The organism is Streptomyces canus (assembly GCF_030816965.1).
Lineage (GTDB): Bacteria > Actinomycetota > Actinomycetes > Streptomycetales > Streptomycetaceae > Streptomyces > Streptomyces canus_E.
In genome coordinates, this window is the sequence record NZ_JAUSYQ010000002.1 from 2,031,514 (window position 1) to 2,047,810 (window position 16,297).

Here is a 16,297-nt window from a genome sequence, read left to right on the forward strand (position 1 = left end):
CGGGGTCACACGGACGCGGAGATGGTCTGGATGACGCGGTCGCGTTCCGCGTCCTCGCCGTACGCGTCGAGGTGGATCTCTCCCGCGGCGAGCACGACGACCCGGTCGGCGATCTCGAGGACCTCGTCGACGTCGGCGGACAGCACGAGTACGGCGGCGCCCTCGGCGGCGAGAGACCTGGCCCGGCGGCCGATGTCCCGGCGGGCACCGATGTCCACGCCTCGGAACGGCTCGTCCAGGATCAGGACACGGGGTGTCCGGGCGAGCCAGCGGCCCACGACGACCTTCTGCTGGTTGCCGCCGGAGAGTTCCTCCACGGTGCTGTGCTCGTCGCGGGCGACGACGCCGAGTGCCTCGATGGTCTCGCGGCCGAGGGCGTCCTCCCTCGACCGCTGGACGAGACCGGCCCGGGACAGGGACTTCAGGAACGGCAGCGAGATGTTCTGGGACAGCGACCAGCCGGGGACGAGCGCGTCGGCGTGCCGGTCCTCGGGGACCAGGTGGATGCCCGCGCGGATCGCGTCGGAGGGCCTTTTCGGCTCGTACGGCTTGCCGTCCAGTTCGGCGGAACCGGTCGCGAAGGGCTCGGCGCCGAACAGGCCGCGGGCCAGCTCGGTCTTGCCGGCACCCAACAGGCCCACCACACCGGTGACTTCACCCGCACGGAGGTCGAGGTCGAGAGGTGTCCGGCCCGCGAGGAGACGGACTCCGCGCAGGGACAGGGCGACGTCACCGAAAGCCCCTTCCCGCACCGGCCGTGCCGTCGTCACCTCCTGCGCTTGGGCCAGCATCGCGCGCAGGGCGCTGTCCCAGTCGAAGGGCTTGGTCTGGTCCTCGGTGAGACGGCCGTCCCGCAGGACGACCAGGCGGTCGGCGAGCGCGTCGATCTCGCCGAGGCGGTGGGAGACGTAGAGGACCGCTATGCCGTCGTCCCGCATCTTCTCGACGAGTGCGAAGAGGCGTTGGGCCTCGGCGGCGGACAGGGCGGAGGTCGGCTCGTCGAGGATCAGCAGCCGGGGGCGGGTCGCGAGGGCGCGGGCGAGGATCAGCAACTGGCGGTCGGAGATGCCGAGTTCGCTCACTTCGCGGCGCAGCACCGAGTCGCTCCAGCCGAGATCGAGACCTGCCTGGATCTCGCGGGCGCGCGCCAGGACCCGGCGCCCGTTCAGGAACGGGTTTCCGCGCTTTTGCGCCAGCTCCTCGAAGACCAGGTTCTCGGCGACCGAGAGGCCCGGCACGATGCCCTCGCCGATGCGCTGGTGCACGGTCTGGATGCCCAACTGGCGGGCGGCGAGCGGGGAATGGAGAGCGGCGGTCTCCCCCGCGACCCGCACCTGTCCGCCGTGGCCGGTGTGCACGCCCGACAGGATCTTGATCAGCGTGGACTTGCCGGCGCCGTTCGCGCCGAGCAGCGCGACCACACTGCCCGGGGCGATGTCGAGGGTGACGGAGGCGAGCACGGTCTTGCCGCCGAAGGACATGCTGACGTCGGTGAGACCGACCGCAGGCGTCTCAGTGGGCGACATTCGAGATCCAGTCGGCGGTCGAGACCTGCGACAGGTTCAGCGCGGGCAGCGCCTGACGCAGCTGGTCCATGTTCTCGATCTTCTTCTCGCGCAGGAAGTCCTGGGTGATGGCGACGGCCGGGAACTCCACCGAGGTCTTGCCCAGTTGACCGGCCAGCTCCAGGGCGGCCGTACGGACGACGGCGGCGCCGACCGCGGACGGGTCGGTACCCGCCGTGGCGACCCACGGGCTGTCGGCGGCGGTCATCTGCTGGATGTCGGCGTTGGAGACGTCCGCGCCGAAGACCTTCACCTTGTCCTGGAGCTTCTTGTTCTGGACGGCGAGGACCGTGCCCTTGGCGAGTTCGTCGTACGGGGCGAAGACGCCGGTCACGTCCGAGTGCTGGGTGAGCGCGGCGGACACCAGGGGAACGTTGTCGGTGGCCGTGGAGTCGGTGACCTTGCCGACCTTGAACTGCTGCTTCCAGCCCTGCGCGGCGAGTTCCTTCGCCCAGACGGTGTTCCGCTTGTCCAGGGCCGCGTAGCCGGCGACGTTGACGTACCCGACCTTGGCGTTCTTGCCGAGGTCCTTCGCCATCACGTCGAGGACGGCCTGGGCCATGCTCGCGTCGTCCTGCTCGGTGCTCACCACGCCCTTGGTGGGGGTCTCGACGTCGTAGACGACGACCTTGATGCCCTTCTTCACGGCCTTGTCGATCTCCGGCTGGATCGTCGCCGGGAAACCGTGGTCGATGATGATCGCCTTGGCGCCGGAGTTGATCGCCGAGGACAGGTCGGTGGCCTGCTTGGCGTTGTCCGCCTGGGCGTCGTACACGGTCAGGTCGATACCGAGGGCCTTGGCCTGGGCCTTGGCGCCGTTGCCCCACTGCTCGAAGTAGTCGCCGGCGCCGCTCTGCCGGACCAGAGCCACCTTGACCGCGCCCGCGCTGAAGGGGGCGGGCTTCTTGCCGGTGGCGGCCGAGGCCGAAGCGGCGGTGTCGCCGGTGTTCGACGACGCGTCCGTGGACTGCGAGCAGCCGGAGAGCACGAGGGCGGAGACGGAGGCCAGCGAGAGCGCGGCAAGCGGGAGGCGGGCACGGGACATGAGGGGCTCCAGGTACAGGGGTGGGGAAGACAGAGGGAGTGCGGGTCCCGGAGCGAGCGAAAGGAATGCGCCACCGATGTCAGGGGTGACCGGGGCGCGCGGGGGCTCCGGGAGGGGTCAGCGACAGCGGGCTGTGGTCGACCGGAGCAAGTCCACGTACAGCCGCCGCACGAGCAGCAGCGTCTTCATACGCAGATCATGAGAACGTTTTCAGCCACACGTCAAAGATATGGAACCGCTTTCTCACTAGGTGAGACAACGACTACGTCACACCGGGCCGCCTTCCTGCCTGGAGTTACCATCGCAGGACCGGCATCCGACCCGGCACAGTGAGGCCCCGATGACGACTCCCCCACTCTCGACTTCGCTCGAGCGGGGGCACCCCCATGGCGCGAAAGCGATGTGTATGCCCCGCATGCACCGCTGTCCCGGCGCGCCGTGTCGCGGCTGACCCGAACGCCGCCGACCGTCCTCCGCCGACCCTCTTCCTCCCCCGCCCGTCCGGTGCTTGTCTCGGTATCCGGACTTTCCTTCCAGACTCCTGGAGTTGCTCCCATGACGCTGCTGACCACCTGGTCCGAGTCCGGTCCCGAGACCCTGGTCCGCCGCACCTCGGACCCCGCCGAGATCGCGGAGGCGCTGAAGCCGATCGGTGTGCGCTACGAGCAGTGGCCGGTCCGTGAGGACGTTCCGTTCGACGCCGACAGCGAGACGGTCTTCGCCGCCTACGGCCCCGAGATCGACAAGCTGAACGCCGAGGAGGGCTTCACCACCGTCGACGTCCTCGGTCTGCACCCGAGCGAGGACCCGGAGTTCCCGGCGAAGGCCAAGGCGGCCCGCGAGAAGTTCCTCCAGGAGCACACGCACGACGACGATGACGAGGTCCGCTTCTTCGTCTCCGGCTCAGGCATCTTCTACCTGCACGTCAACGGCGAGGTGCACGCGGTCTTCTGCGAGAAGGGCGACCTCCTGGGGGTCCCGCGCGGTACCACCCACTGGTTCGACATGGGCACCAACCCGTCCTTCACCGCGATCCGCTTCTTCCACGAGGAGGACGGCTGGATCGGCACCTTCACCGGCTCCACCATCGCCTCCCGTTTCCCGGACTACGACACCATCGCGGCGGGCTACGAGGCCGACAGGGCCGCCGCATGACGTTGCGCCACACCGTCGACGCCGTGGTGCTCGACATCGAGGGCACCACGAGCGCCACGGGGTTCGTCGTCGACGTGCTCTACCCGTATGCGCGCTCACGGTTCGCCGCACTGCTCTCCGAGCGGTCAGGCGACCCCGAGGTGGCACGGGCCGTCGCCCAGGTACGCGAGGCGATCGGCGAACCCGAGGCTGACGCCGTACGCGTCGAGAAGGCGCTGAACACCTGGCTCGACGAGGACCGCAAGGCGACCCCGCTCAAGACCCTGCAGGGCGTCATCTGGGCCGAGGGCTTCGCCCGCGGCGACCTCGTCTCGCACTTCTACGACGACGTCGTACCGGAGTTGCGCTCCTGGCACTCTTCGGGCGTGCGGCTCTACATCTACTCGTCCGGATCCGTCGCGGCGCAGCGGGCCTGGTTCACCCACAGCCCCGAGGGGGACCTCACGTCGCTGCTCTCCGGTCTCTACGACACCGAGAACGCCGGGCCCAAGCAGGAGGCGGAGTCGTACCGCCGGATCTCCGGATCGACCGGCGTCGAGCCCGCGAAGCTCCTCTTCCTCTCCGACCGCCCCGGCGAGTTGGACGCGGCCCGTGCGGCGGGCTGGCACGCCGTCGCGATACGGCGGCCCGGGGAGCCGTACTTCGAGCAAGGCGTCGGCGACCACGCTGCGGCGGGGACGTTCGACGAGATCACCGTTTCAAGGAGCACTTCGTGACCGCCGACATCAGCGCACTCGACCTCGAGGAGGCGGGGGCGGTCCTCGCCGCCGAGTCCGCCCGTTTCGCCTCGTTCGGCTGGATGCGGGGGACGTCCGGGAACCTGTCCGTGGTGCTCTCCCGTGATCCGCTGCGGCTCGCCGTCACCGCCAGCGGCCACGACAAGGGTGAACTGACGCCCGCGGACGTGGTGCTGGTGGACGGCCGGGGCGCCGCGGTGAACGGCGGCAAGCCGTCGGCGGAGGCCGAACTGCACGCGCGGGTCGCCGCGTTGACGGGGGCGGGCGCCGTGGTGCACGTCCACACGGTCGCCTCCGTCGCGATGGGGCACCGGAACCCGGCCGGGATCGTCTTCAAGGACCTGGAGATGCTGAAGGGCCTCGGCCAGCCGGCCCACGACGTCAAGGTGCCTCTGCCGGTCATCGCCAACAGCCAGGACATGAAGGTGCTCGGGGACCGCCTGGAGGCGGCGCGGGACCCCCGCATGCCGGCGGTGGTCGTGGCCGGGCACGGGCTGTACGTGTGGGGTTCGGACCCCCGGCAGGCCCGGCATCACACCGAAGTGGTGGAGTGGCTGCTGGAGTTGGAGCTGACGGGCCGCTGACACGACGGAAGGGATCCCCGGTTCCGGGGATCCCTTCCGCTGTTTCGGGAGGCTACTTCAGCCGGTCGCCCGGGAGTTCGCCCGCCGAGACCTCCAGCACGCCCCGCTCGGTCACCAGGCCGGTCACCAGGCGCCCCGGGGTCACGTCGAAGGCCGGGTTGTGGCCGCGGGACTGCGCCGGAGCGGTCCGTATCCCGCCCCACTCCAACACCTCCGCCTCGCCGCGGAGTTCGATGTGGATGTCGTCGCCGGTCGCGGTGGAGAGGTCCACCGTGGTCGTCGGTGCCGCCACCAGGAAGGGAATGCCCGCGTCGGCGCAGGCCAGGGCGACGCCCACCGTGCCCACCTTGTTCGCCGTGTCGCCGTTCGCCGCGATGCGGTCCGCGCCGACGATCGCCGCGTCGACCTTCCCGCGCAGGATCGTGCCCGCCGCGGCCCCGTCCGCCTGGACGTAGTGCGGGATGCCCTCCTGGACCAACTCCCAGGCGGTCAGCCGGGATCCCTGCAGCAGGGGACGCGTCTCGTCGGCGTAGACGACCTCCAGGCGTCCGCGCGCGTGCAGTTCACGGATGACGCCGAGCGCCGTCCCCCATCCGGCCGTCGCCAGCGCGCCCGTGTTGCAGTGCGTCAGGATCCTCAACGGCCGGTCCACGCCGAGCCGTTCGAGCAGCCAGTCCGCACCGGAGGAGCCCATCGCACGGTTCGCCGAGACGTCCTCGCGCTGGACCGCGGCGGCCTCCTCGAGCACCGCGTCGAGTCCTTCGCCGAACCGGGTCATGACCCGGTCCACGCACACCATGAGGTTGACAGCGGTGGGCCGGGCCTCCCGGACGCGGGCGACGGCCGCCCGCACCTCGGCGTCCGACCACCCCTCCCGCTCCCCCTGCAGGACAGCCAGCGCGACGCCGTAGGCCCCCGCCGCCCCGATCGCGGGCGCGCCGCGCACCACGAGGCGCTGGATCGCATCGACCAAGGTGTCCACATCGCGGACATCCCTCGTTTCCGTGCGGTGCGGAAGCAGCGTCTGGTCGATGAGCGCGAGGCCGGATCCGGTCCACTCGACAGCGCGCAGTTCCTGGGGCATTTCGGGGCACTCCTGATGTTCCGGTGGGTCTCGCCACCGTACATGACCTGGGGGAACCATAGTTCGAGACAGTCGAGCAGGTGTCTGGAAACCGGTGTTAAAGTCCAGCACCCAGTCCGCGGACCGAGACGAAGGAGGAAGCCCGTGTTGCTGACCAAGCGCCGTTTCCTCGACTTCTGCCGGTGTGCCGGCGACGGCTGTCGACGCTGACCCGTCCCCTCCGACACCCCCAGGGCGCCCTCCGCCCGCACCTCACGCGCTCCTGCCGGAGCGCGCTCAAAGTCGTATCCCGGAAGGTCCTTTCATGCCTCGCAGACACCGCCGTACCCTGCAAGTCGCCGCTGCCGCCGCGCTCCTGGTCACCGCGGCCACGGCCTGCAACGCCGCCGCCAAGAAGGACGCCTCCGCCTCCGCGAGCGGCGGCAGCGGCAAGTCCTTCACCCTCGTCACCCCCGACTCGGTGGGACAGAACGAGTTCCTGAAACTCGCCGTCACCGGCATCGAGGACGCGGCGAAGCGGCATGACGGCTCGCAGAAGGTCTACGAGTCCACGGACACCGCTTCCCAGCAGCAGAACGTGCAGGCCGCGGTGGACGCGAAGCCGGATGTCATCGTGCTGGTCGGCTTCGAGTTCGCCGACATCGTCGCCCAGCAGGCCCAGAAGAACCCGAAGCAGCAGTTCCTGATCATCGACGCCTGCACGACGAAGACGTATCAGAACGTCAGTTGCGCGGTCTTCCGCGAGCACGAGGGCGTGTACCTCGCGGGCGCCGAGGCCGGTCTGCTCAGCAAGTCCGGCAAGGTCGGCGCGGTCGACGTCCTCGACACGCCCCAGTTCCGCCGCTACAGCGATCCGTTCGCGGCCGGCGCCGAGAAGGTCGCGCCCAGGACCTCGGCGAGCACCCGCTTCGTCGGCGGCCAGTCCCCCTTCGACGACTCGGCCCGCGCCAAGGAGCAGGCGAACACCCTGCTCTCCAAGGGCTACGACCAGATCATGGCGGCCGCCGCGGCGGGCAACTACGGCGTCTTCGAGGCCGCGAAGGCCAAGGGCGCCTACGCGTACGGCGTCGACGTCAACCAGTGCCCCTCGGCGCCCGGCACGGTCGTCGACAACGTGATCAAGCGCACGGACGTCGCCGTGGAGAAGGGCATCGAGTCGGTCCTGTCCGGCACGACGGGCACAACCGTGTCGTACGGCCTCAAGGAGGGCGGCATCAGCCTCACCGGCCTGGAGGACGGCGTCGACTCGTCGAAGTGCGTGATCGCCGACCACAAGGACGTCCTCACCAAGGTCGAGGAACTGCGCGACCGGATCGTCGCCGGGAAGCTGACGGTAGATGACCCCGCCGCGAGCTGAACCGGCAGTCGAGCTCCGGGGAATCACCAAGCGCTTCCCCGGCACGCTCGCCAACGACCGTGTCGACCTGACCGTCCGCCCCGGCGAGATCCACGCCCTGATGGGCGAGAACGGCGCGGGCAAGTCCACTCTCATGTCGATCCTGTACGGCATGGAGGTCCCGGATGCCGGGACGATCCGTATCGACGGGCGGGACGTCATTTTCGGCAGCCCGTCCGACGCCATGGCCGCAGGACTCGGCATGGTCCACCAGAGCTTCAAGCTGTTCGACTCGCTGACGGTCGCCGAGAACGTCGTCTACGCCGCCGAGCCGCGCCGCTTCGGCCTGGTGAACCGGGCCGCTGCCCGCCGCCGGGCAGGCGCGCTCGCCGAGGAACACGGCCTGGCCGTGGACCCGGACGCCCGGGTCGGCGACCTGCCCGTCGGTCTGCGTCAGCGGGTGGAGATCCTGAAGCTGCTGCATCGCGGCGCCCGGACCCTCATTCTCGACGAGCCGACGGCGGTGCTCACTCCCTCCGAGGCCGACACCCTGTTCGCGGTCCTCAAGTCCCTTGCGGCACAGGGCCGTACGGTGATCCTCGTCACGCACAAGCTGCGCGAGGTGCTGGAGGGCAGCGACAACGTCACGGTCCTGCGGGACGGCCGGGTCGTGGCCCGCCTGGTCACCGCCGAGACCTCCGCCGACGAGATCGCGGCCGCGATGACCGGCCGCGCGGTCGAGTTGGACCGGATCCACGGGGCGGGGACAGCCGGGGATGTGGTGCTGGATGTGTCCGGTCTCGCGACCCCTGGAGTGCACGAGGCCGAACTCACCGTCCGCGCCGGCGAGATCGTCGGCATCGCCGGCGTCGCCGGCAACGGCCAGAGCGAGTTGATCGAGGCACTGGCCGGGCTGCGGCCGCTCGAGGCCGGGCACGTGACGCTCAAGGGGCAGGACATCACCCACGCCTCGGCCACCGAACGCCGCCTCAAGGGCCTCGCGTACGTCCCCGAGGACCGGCACGCGGTCGGTACGGCCCCTGCCGCGTCCGTGGCCGACAACCTCGCGATGGGACACCACCGTACGTCCCTGTCGCACCGCGGCCTGCTGCCGCCGACGTCCGTCCGAGCGCACGCACGGCGGCTCATCGAGCGCTTCGGCATCAAGGTTTCCGGCCCCGACGTGCCCGCCTCCGCCCTGTCCGGCGGCAACCTCCAGAAGCTGCTGGTCGGCCGTGAACTCGCCCATGAGGCCCCGCTGCTGCTCGTCGAGCAGCCCACCCGCGGAGTCGACATCGGTGCGATACAGAACATCCACGACCAGCTGATCGCCTACCGCGACGCCGGTCACGCCGTCCTTCTCGTCTCGGCCGAACTGAGCGAGATCCGGGGGCTCGCGGACCGGGTGCTGGTGATGTACGAGGGCCGGATCACGGCGGCGTACGACAAGAACGAAGCGGACGAACGGACGCTGGGGCTCGCGATGGCGGGCGGCACGAACGAGCGAGTGGAAGCCGCCGACTGACATGAATCCCTCTCTGGAACGAACAAGTCCCTCTCTGGAACGGACAAGGGGAGCCCTGCGCTCCCCCATCACCTTCTCCGTGCTCGCGGGCCTCCTCATCGGCGCGCTCTTTCTCCTCGGTTCCGGCGCGAATCCGGTCACGGCGTACGAGGCGGTGCTGACCGGCTCGTTGGGCGCCGACGGCATCGGCTCCACCCTGTCCACCGGCACCAGCGTGCTCGGCATGGCGCTCGCGCTGGCGATCCCGCTGCGGGCCGGGCTGATCAACCTCGGTGGGGACGGACAGATGGTGCTCGGCGGCATCACGGCGGCCGTCACCGGCCTGTACGCGCCGCTGCCCGCACCTCTCACGGTCGTGATCGCCCTGCTCGCCGGCATGGCGGCGGGAGCCTCCTACGCCGCGCTGGCCGCCCTGTGTGAGAACCACCTCGGTGTTCCGCTCCTGGTCAGCAGCCTGCTGCTCAGCTACCCGGCGGTCTCGCTGGCCTCCTATCTCGCCCGCTACCCGCTCAAGGAGCCCGGCTCCAGCCTCCCGCAGACCCGGGCGATGCCCGACGGGGTGGCGCTGCCGGCGTTCGGCGACTCGACGGTGACCGTCGGACTGATACTGATCGTCCTCGCGGCCGCTGCCTACTGGTTCGCCGACCGGCGCACCGCGTTCGGGTACGAGATACGCATGACGGGTCTCAACGCGCGCTTCTCCGCGTACGCCGGTGTCGAACGCCGGGGCCTGACCCTGAAGTTGATGTCGGTCTCCGGCGCGCTCGCCGGACTCGTGGGCGCCATCGGGGTGTTGAGCTTCCCGTACCGCTTCGTCGACGGCTCGCTCACCGCACCCGGCTACACCTGGACGGGACTCACCGCCGCGCTGCTGGCGACGGCGGCACCGATCGGCACGGTGATCTCCTCGTTCTTCTTCGCGGTCCTCCAGGTCGGCGGCCTCGCGATGGAGCGCACGACCGAGGTGCCGCGGGAGCTGACGCAGGTGCTCCAGGCGATCGTGATCGTGTTCCTGGCGGCCCGGCTGCGGTTCCCCGGCCGCCGGCTCGACCGCCGTAAGGAGGCGGTGTGATGTTCCTCGACTCCGATCTGCTGATGTCGGCGCTGCGCGCGCTCACCCCCATCCTGCTGGCCGCGCTCGGCGGCGCGATCTGCGAACGGGCGGGCGTGTTCAACATCGGCCTCGAGGGCATGATGCTGATGGGCTGCTTCACGTCCGTCGCCACCAGCTGGTTCACCGGCAGCGCCTGGCTCGGCGTCCTGGCGGCGGCCCTCGCGGCGGCCGCGTACTCGCTGATCCTGGCGGTGGGGGCCGTGACCCTCCGCGGGGACGCGGTGGTTCTCGGGGTGGCCATGAATCTCCTCGCCGTGGGCCTCACCGGCTTCCTCCTGCGTACGGTCTTCGGAGTGCAGGGCACTTTCGACGATCCGTCACTGGCCGGGCTGCCGTTGGCCGGTGGCTTCACACCGCTCACGTATTTGTCGTGGGCGGCGGTCGCGGTGGCCACGGTGATGCTCTCGCGGCACGTGTGGGGGCTCAGGCTCCGCGGAGTCGGCGAGGCCCCGGACGCGGCCGCGACGCTGGGAGTGAGCCCGGCCGGGTACAAGTACGGGGCGATCCTGCTCTCCGGTGTGCTGTGCGGGCTCGCGGGGGCTCAACTGGCCCTCGGCAACGTCACCTTGTTCACCGAGAACATGACGGCGGGCCGCGGCTGGATCGCGGTCGTCGCGGTCATGCTGGGCCGTGCCGCGCCCATCGGGGTGCTGCTCGCCGCGCTGCTCTTCGGCCTCGCCGAAGCGGCCGGCTTCCGCCTCCAGGGCCTCGGTCTGCCCCAGCAGGCGACCGACGCCGCGCCCTACGTCGTCACACTCGGCGCCCTCTTCCTCACGACGGCCCGTCGCCGTCGCCGTACCCGCCCTACCGGAGCCGCCTCATGACCCACGACCACGGGCACGCCCGGGCCCAGGACCTGCTTCCCGTCACCCGCATACCCCGCACCGGGCTCCCGGCGCACGCGGTCGTCGTCGGCGACCCGGCCCGCGCGGCCGTCGTCGCCGCCCTCCTCGACGGCGCCGAGGAGGTGTCGTACCACCGCGAATACCGTGTGTTCAGCGGCAGTTGGAAAGGCGTGCCGGTCGCCGTCGCCTCACACGGCGTGGGCGGCCCCGGTGCGATCCTGCTGTTCCAGGAGCTGGCGGACGCGGGAGTCGGCACGATCCTGCGGTTCGGCACCGCGGGCGCGATGAAGCCCGGGATCGGCGACGGCGATCTCGTCATCGCGGAGGCGGCCGTACGGGACGACGGGGTCACCCAGCAGCTGCTGCCGCCCGAGTACCCGGCGGTGTCGGCGCCCGAGGCGGTCCTCGCGCTCCAGCGCGCGGCCCGTGAGACCGGGGCCCCGCACCACCGGGGCATCGTCTGGACACGGGCGGCCTTCCAGCCCGGGCTCCTCCCCCTCTTCTCCTACGACGGCGCCGGGCTCGCGGCGATCGAGATGGAGCTGTCGGCGCTGCTGGTCACCGCCTCGCTGCGAGGGCTCGTCGCCGGTGGTGTGCTCGTGATCGACGGGGCGAACGCGGACGAGCTGGTGGACGAGGAGGGCACCAGCGTCTACGACCCGCACCGGGACGTCGTCGCGGCCGGTGTCGAGCGGGGTGCGGTGGTCTCCCTGGAGGCGCTGCGGCTGCTCGCCGAGGGGGACACACGGTGAACATCGACCTGTTGGTGCACGGCGGTGCCGTTCTGACGGTCGACGAGGACGGAGGCGTTGTTCACAACGGGGCCGTCGGGGTGCACGAGGGCGAGATCGTCGCCGTCGGTCCAGCGGAAGAGCTGTGTACGCGGTTCACAGCCGATGAGTCCATTGACTCGAGCGGTTGCCTGGTTCTGCCCGGGCTCGTCAACACGCACACCCACCTGGCGATGACCCTGCTGCGGGGCCGCGCCGACGACGTGACCCTCCAGGAGTTCCTGGAGCGGGTGCTGCCCGCGGAGGCCGAGCTGCTCGCGCCGAAGAACGTGGCGGCGGCCGTGCGGCTGGCGATCGCCGAGAGCGTACGGGCCGGGGTGACCTCGGCGCTCGACATGTACTGGTTCCACGAGGCGGCCGAACGGGCCGCGCGGGAGGCGGGCTGGCGGCTCCACTCGGGCCCCACCTTCATGGACGTACCGGAGCCGCCCGACGGTCTCGCGTACGAGCAGCGGCACGCGTGGGCCCGGCGGGATCTGGAGGCGCGGGGGTCGGCCCACGCCGGCCGCCGTCCCGTCGTCTTCGCGCACTCCACTTACACCCTCTCCCCCGACCAGCTCACCGAGGTCGCCGCCCTGGCACGGGAGTTCGGGGCGTTGCTGCACATCCACGCGGCGGAGAACGCCACCGAGGTCGCCACCGTCGAGGAGCGGTACGGCAAGCGGCCGGTCGAACTGCTCGCCTCGCTCGGGCTGCTCGGCCCCGACCTGCTGCTCGCGCACGCCGTGGACCTCACCGGGCCGGAGATCGCGGCGCTGGCCCGCACCGGCACCTCGGTGGCCCACTGTCCGGTCTCGAACCTGAAGCTGGGCTGCGGGATCGCGCCCGTGCCGCGGCTGCTGAGCGCCGGGGTGACCGTCGGGCTCGGCACGGACGGAGCCGTCAGCTCCAACTCGCTGGACGTGCTGGGCGCCGTCCGGCAGGCGGCACTGGTGCACAAGGCGGACGGCGACCCGACGGCGGTCGGCGCCGAGCAGGCCGTACGCATGGCGACGATCGAGGGCGCGCGGGCGCTGGGGCTCGGGGAGCACCTGGGATCGCTGGAGGCCGGCAAACGCGCCGATCTGATCGTCCTTGACCTGAACGCGCCGCACCTGCGGCCGCTGCACGACCCGTGGTCGACTCTGGCGTACGCGGCGCACTCGGCGGACGTCCGGGACACCGTCGTGGACGGGCGGGTGCTGATGCGGGACCGGGAGCTGCGCACGCTCGACGAGCGGGCCGTGATCGCCGATCTGGAGGCTCTCGTCCGAGCAGACCTCATAATGAGCTGAGACATCCGACGTCTCAGCGCGATGCGGGGCGAGAAGGAGGCCGACATGGCTGTCACCGACGAGGCGATCGAGAAGATCAAGGGAATGATCGTCTCCGGCGCGCTGCGCCCCGGCGACCGGCTCCCCAAGGAGAGCGAGCTCGCCTCCGAGCTGGGGCTGTCCCGCAACTCGCTGCGCGAGGCCGTGCGGGCGCTGTCGCTGATCCGCATCCTGGACGTACGGCAGGGCGACGGCACGTATGTGACCAGCCTGGATCCGCAACTCCTGCTGGAGGCGATGAGCTTCGTCGTCGACTTCCACCGCGACGACACGGTCCTGGAGTTCCTGGCCGTGCGGCGCATCCTGGAGCCGGCCGCCACGGCGATGGCCGCCTCCCGGATCAGCGAGCAGCAACTCGACGCGCTCTCCGCCCAGCTGGACAGGCTCGGCGACAGCCCCTCGGTGGAGGAGCTGGTGGCCTCGGACCTCGACTTCCACCGCGGGATCGTGCAGAGCTCCGGAAACTCCGTCCTGTGCTCGCTGCTTGACGGGCTGTCAGGTCCCACCACACGGGCCCGGATCTGGCGTGGGCTGACCCAGGAGGACGCGGTCAGCCGCACCCTGCACGAGCACCGCGCGATCCTCGCCGCCCTGCGCGACCGGGACGGCGAGGCGGCCCGGTCGTGGGCGACGGTGCACATCGCGAGCGTGGAGCAGTGGCTGCGTTCCACGCTGTGAGTTTCGCGGCGGGGACTGTAGGGGTGCGCGTCGACGTGCGGGTGCCGGCTCGTTGTGGCTGGTCGCGCCCACGCGGCGGAGCCACATATGGACATGGCCCGCGCCCCTGAGGTCGGGATGGCCCCGGGGCGAGGCCCGGGTGTTTCAGGGTGGCGAACGGGGCAGTGATCCGTTCACTCCCCCGTGCAAGGGGGCTGCGGGCGCCCCCGCCGGACGCCGTAAGGTTGGTGCGTTAAGCGAGGGCACGTCGGAAGGAGGCGCTGGGTGATCGAGCTCGAGGGGGTTCCCGAGCTGATCGACCCGGTCATGGTGGCCGCGTTCGAGGGCTGGAACGACGCCGGCGACGCCGCCTCCACCGCGGTCGCACATCTGGACAAGGAGTGGAAGGGCGAGGTGTTCGCGGCGCTCGACGCCGAGGACTACTACGACTTCCAGGTGAACCGCCCCACCGTGTGGCTGGACGGCGGAGTGCGCAAGATCACGTGGCCGACGACAAGGTTGTCGGTGGTCCGCGTCGGCGGCGACAAGCCGCGCGATCTCGTACTCGTCCGAGGAATCGAACCGTCGATGCGATGGCGCTCGTTCTGCAACGAGCTGCTGGGCTTCGCCCACGAACTGGGCGTGGAGCTGGTGGTGATCCTGGGCGCGCTGCTCGGCGACACCCCGCACACCCGCCCTGTTCCGATCAGCGGGACCACGTCCGATGCGGACCTGGCCCAGCGGATGGACCTGGAGGAGACCAAGTACGAGGGCCCCACAGGCATCGTCGGCATCCTCCAGGAGGCCTGCACTCACGCGGGCGTGCCCGCGGTGTCGCTGTGGGCGGCCGTACCGCACTACGTGTCGCAGCCGCCGAACCCGAAGGCGACGCTGGCCCTCCTGAACCGTCTGGAGGACCTGATCGACGTACGGATCCCGCTGGGCGAGCTGGCCGAGGACGCGCGCGCCTGGCAGGTGGGCGTGGACCAGCTGGCCGCCGAGGACACCGAGGTCGCGGAGTACGTCCAGACGCTGGAGGAGGCCCGGGACACCGCGGAGCTGCCGGAGGCCTCGGGCGAGGCGATCGCCCGGGAGTTCGAGCGGTATCTGCGGCGCCGGGACGGCGGCCAGCCGGGGCAGCCGGGCGGTCACGCGACCGCGGACGGCAGTGACAGCGCGGCCTATCTGCGGGACAGCCCCAGCGGTCGGGCGAAGCCTCCCAGGCCGCCGAAGCCGGAGACTGAGGCCGCGACGGAACCGGAGACGGACGACGAGGACTCGTCGTCGGAGGACTGACCCGAGGACCGGGCCGGTGAGGGCGGTGCGCTGGATGCGCGCCGCCCTCAGCCGTGTCAGGACTGTCGCACCGCCACCGCGTCGTACTCGGTGGTGGGCGTCGGCTCCACGTCGAAGCGCGCGTTGGGCAGATACAGGCGACTGCCCCAGGCCGCCACCGTCGTCGGGATGCGGAAGCGCGGGTCGGTGATGCGGGTGATCGCGGTACCCCGGGTGCCGGCGTCGTTCAGCCGGAACACGTCGATCGCGTTCTGCTGCTGCTGGACGGCGTAGAGGATCCGGCCGAGCAGGAGCAGGCCGTCGCCGTTGGGCAGTTTCGCCGCGCCCAGGTCGACGGCACGGGCGGCGCCGGTGCGCGGGTCGACCCGCATGAGGCTGCCGCCGTTCGCGTAGGCGTTCACCACGAGCAGGGCGCGGCCGTCGGGGGTGCGCTCGATGCCGTTGGCCGTGAAGTCGGGCCCCTGCTGCCAGTCGCCGGTCAGCGGTACGGTCGTCACCGCGCCCCTGGCGAGCTTGTAGAGCACCGGCTTGAAGGAGTCGGTGAACCAGGCGGCGCCCGGGGTGAGGATCACGTCGTTCACGAAGTTGCCGCCGGTGGCGTACACCTGCTCGGTCTCGCCGGAGCGGGCGTCGACGGTCCGGATCTCGCCGCTGTCGCCGCCGGCGAGGAAGAGTCTGCCGTGCCGGTTGATCTTCAGGCCGACCGTCGGGCGTCCGGCGCCCTTGGCGACGATCTTGCCGCGGCCGGTGGCGAGGCTCGCCCGGTAGATGGCTCCGTTCGCGAGGGAACCGAAGTAGGCGTATGGCTGGGAACCGATGGTGATGCCCTCAGGCTGGAAGCCGTCGGGGAGGGGGAACTGCGCGGGCCACGCGGCGTGCCGGGTCTCGGCCGCGTGCGCGGTGCCACCGAGCAGGGCTGCTCCGGTCAGCGCGGCGGTCGTGGTCAGGAGTGTGCGACGTGCGAAGGAACGGTCTGCGAGTGCCACGGTGCGTCCTTCCGCAAGGGGCCGGCGCACGGCCGGCCGAACGGGCGAGCGAAGCTCCCACCCCATCACATGACGGCTGTCTCCACAGCCTTCGGCCGGATTGTGACGTGACATCGGTTGCGGAAGGGTTGCACCCGTTACCCAATTCAACTTGTTTCCAAGCCGAGTTGGCGAACGTGGGCTGGACGGTCCGCCGTTGTGGTGCGTGGCATGACCGGAGCGTGACAGACGAAGGGGCGCTTCCCTCCGCGGGGAGGAAGCGCC

15 protein-coding genes are annotated in these 16,297 nt (G+C 70.9%); 11 read left to right on the forward strand and 4 right to left on the reverse strand.

Features of this window, described 5'->3' with window-relative positions; genetic code table 11:
- Positions 1-5: 5 nt before the first annotated feature.
- Positions 6-1,526: a sugar ABC transporter ATP-binding protein gene (locus QF027_RS10360; protein WP_307074068.1), complete on the reverse strand. Its 1,521-nt coding sequence runs from the start codon at positions 1,524-1,526 to the stop codon at positions 6-8.
- The gene (locus QF027_RS10365) at positions 1,513-2,610 is read right to left on the reverse strand and encodes a substrate-binding domain-containing protein (protein WP_306983908.1); all 1,098 of its coding nucleotides are present in this window, start codon (positions 2,608-2,610) and stop codon (positions 1,513-1,515) included. The genes QF027_RS10360 and QF027_RS10365 overlap by 14 nt, the downstream gene beginning before the upstream one ends.
- A gap of 555 nt (positions 2,611-3,165) precedes the next feature.
- Here QF027_RS10365 and QF027_RS10370 point away from each other — a divergent pair.
- From QF027_RS10370 to mtnB, 3 genes are read left to right on the forward strand one after another with little or no spacing between them, the layout of a single operon-like run.
- Positions 3,166-3,765, forward strand: a complete 600-nt coding sequence (locus QF027_RS10370; RefSeq protein ID WP_306983906.1) for a 1,2-dihydroxy-3-keto-5-methylthiopentene dioxygenase — start codon at positions 3,166-3,168, stop codon at positions 3,763-3,765.
- A complete protein-coding gene (mtnC, locus tag QF027_RS10375) occupies positions 3,762-4,481 on the forward strand; it encodes an acireductone synthase (protein WP_307074070.1) in 720 nt (239 codons plus the stop codon). The genes QF027_RS10370 and mtnC overlap by 4 nt, the downstream gene beginning before the upstream one ends.
- On the forward strand, positions 4,478-5,086 hold the full coding sequence (gene mtnB / locus QF027_RS10380; protein ID WP_307074072.1) for a methylthioribulose 1-phosphate dehydratase: 609 nt from the start codon (positions 4,478-4,480) through the stop codon (positions 5,084-5,086). Before mtnC ends, mtnB begins: the two co-directional genes overlap by 4 nt.
- Positions 5,087-5,138: 52 nt before the next feature.
- Here mtnB and mtnA read toward each other — a convergent pair whose 3' ends face one another.
- Positions 5,139-6,170, reverse strand: a complete 1,032-nt coding sequence (gene mtnA / locus QF027_RS10385) for an S-methyl-5-thioribose-1-phosphate isomerase (protein ID WP_307074074.1) — start codon at positions 6,168-6,170, stop codon at positions 5,139-5,141.
- 304 nt (positions 6,171-6,474) lie between these two features.
- Here mtnA and QF027_RS10390 point away from each other — a divergent pair, with 304 nt between their 5' ends.
- From QF027_RS10390 to QF027_RS10425, 8 genes are all read left to right on the forward strand, one after another.
- Entirely contained in the window at positions 6,475-7,527 is a 1,053-nt protein-coding gene (locus tag QF027_RS10390; RefSeq protein ID WP_307074076.1) for a BMP family ABC transporter substrate-binding protein, read from the forward strand.
- Complete coding sequence (locus tag QF027_RS10395) at positions 7,508-9,031, forward strand: ABC transporter ATP-binding protein (protein WP_306983896.1); 1,524 nt, start codon at positions 7,508-7,510, stop codon at positions 9,029-9,031. The genes QF027_RS10390 and QF027_RS10395 overlap by 20 nt, the downstream gene beginning before the upstream one ends.
- A 1-nt stretch (position 9,032) precedes the next feature.
- A complete protein-coding gene (locus tag QF027_RS10400) occupies positions 9,033-10,103 on the forward strand; it encodes an ABC transporter permease (protein WP_307074078.1) in 1,071 nt (356 codons plus the stop codon).
- Complete coding sequence (locus QF027_RS10405) at positions 10,103-10,969, forward strand: ABC transporter permease (protein WP_306983893.1); 867 nt, start codon at positions 10,103-10,105, stop codon at positions 10,967-10,969. The genes QF027_RS10400 and QF027_RS10405 overlap by 1 nt, the downstream gene beginning before the upstream one ends.
- Positions 10,966-11,742 carry a nucleoside phosphorylase gene (locus tag QF027_RS10410; protein ID WP_307074080.1) on the forward strand — a complete coding sequence of 259 codons (777 nt, stop codon included), beginning with the start codon at positions 10,966-10,968 and terminating at the stop codon, positions 11,740-11,742. Before QF027_RS10405 ends, QF027_RS10410 begins: the two co-directional genes overlap by 4 nt.
- Positions 11,739-13,055 carry an amidohydrolase gene (locus QF027_RS10415; protein WP_307074082.1) on the forward strand — a complete coding sequence of 439 codons (1,317 nt, stop codon included), beginning with the start codon at positions 11,739-11,741 and terminating at the stop codon, positions 13,053-13,055. Before QF027_RS10410 ends, QF027_RS10415 begins: the two co-directional genes overlap by 4 nt.
- 45 nt (positions 13,056-13,100) lie before the next feature.
- Positions 13,101-13,772, forward strand: coding sequence for a FadR/GntR family transcriptional regulator (locus QF027_RS10420; RefSeq protein ID WP_307074084.1), 672 nt, complete (start codon positions 13,101-13,103; stop codon positions 13,770-13,772).
- Between the two features lie 264 nt (positions 13,773-14,036).
- Entirely contained in the window at positions 14,037-15,047 is a 1,011-nt protein-coding gene (locus QF027_RS10425; RefSeq protein WP_307074086.1) for a PAC2 family protein, read from the forward strand.
- Between the two features lie 56 nt (positions 15,048-15,103).
- Here QF027_RS10425 and QF027_RS10430 read toward each other — a convergent pair whose 3' ends face one another.
- Positions 15,104-16,033 (reverse strand): SMP-30/gluconolactonase/LRE family protein, encoded by a 930-nt coding sequence (locus QF027_RS10430; RefSeq protein WP_307074088.1) that lies wholly within the window; start codon positions 16,031-16,033, stop codon positions 15,104-15,106.
- Between the last annotated feature and the right edge of the window lie 264 nt (positions 16,034-16,297).

Excerpts from the sequence above, each read along its gene's own strand:
- QF027_RS10360 (WP_307074068.1), bottom strand. The coding sequence starts at position 1,526 with ATGTCGCCCACTGAGACGCCTGCGGTCGGTCTCACCGACGTCAGCATG.
- QF027_RS10365 (WP_306983908.1), bottom strand. The coding sequence starts at position 2,610 with ATGTCCCGTGCCCGCCTCCCGCTTGCCGCGCTCTCGCTGGCCTCCGTC.
- QF027_RS10370 (WP_306983906.1), top strand. The coding sequence starts at position 3,166 with ATGACGCTGCTGACCACCTGGTCCGAGTCCGGTCCCGAGACCCTGGTC.
- mtnC (WP_307074070.1), top strand. The coding sequence starts at position 3,762 with ATGACGTTGCGCCACACCGTCGACGCCGTGGTGCTCGACATCGAGGGC.
- mtnA (WP_307074074.1), bottom strand. The coding sequence starts at position 6,170 with ATGCCCCAGGAACTGCGCGCTGTCGAGTGGACCGGATCCGGCCTCGCG.
- QF027_RS10390 (WP_307074076.1), top strand. The coding sequence starts at position 6,475 with ATGCCTCGCAGACACCGCCGTACCCTGCAAGTCGCCGCTGCCGCCGCG.
- QF027_RS10395 (WP_306983896.1), top strand. The coding sequence starts at position 7,508 with ATGACCCCGCCGCGAGCTGAACCGGCAGTCGAGCTCCGGGGAATCACC.
- QF027_RS10400 (WP_307074078.1), top strand. The coding sequence starts at position 9,033 with ATGAATCCCTCTCTGGAACGAACAAGTCCCTCTCTGGAACGGACAAGG.
- QF027_RS10405 (WP_306983893.1), top strand. The coding sequence starts at position 10,103 with ATGTTCCTCGACTCCGATCTGCTGATGTCGGCGCTGCGCGCGCTCACC.
- QF027_RS10410 (WP_307074080.1), top strand. The coding sequence starts at position 10,966 with ATGACCCACGACCACGGGCACGCCCGGGCCCAGGACCTGCTTCCCGTC.
- QF027_RS10420 (WP_307074084.1), top strand. The coding sequence starts at position 13,101 with ATGGCTGTCACCGACGAGGCGATCGAGAAGATCAAGGGAATGATCGTC.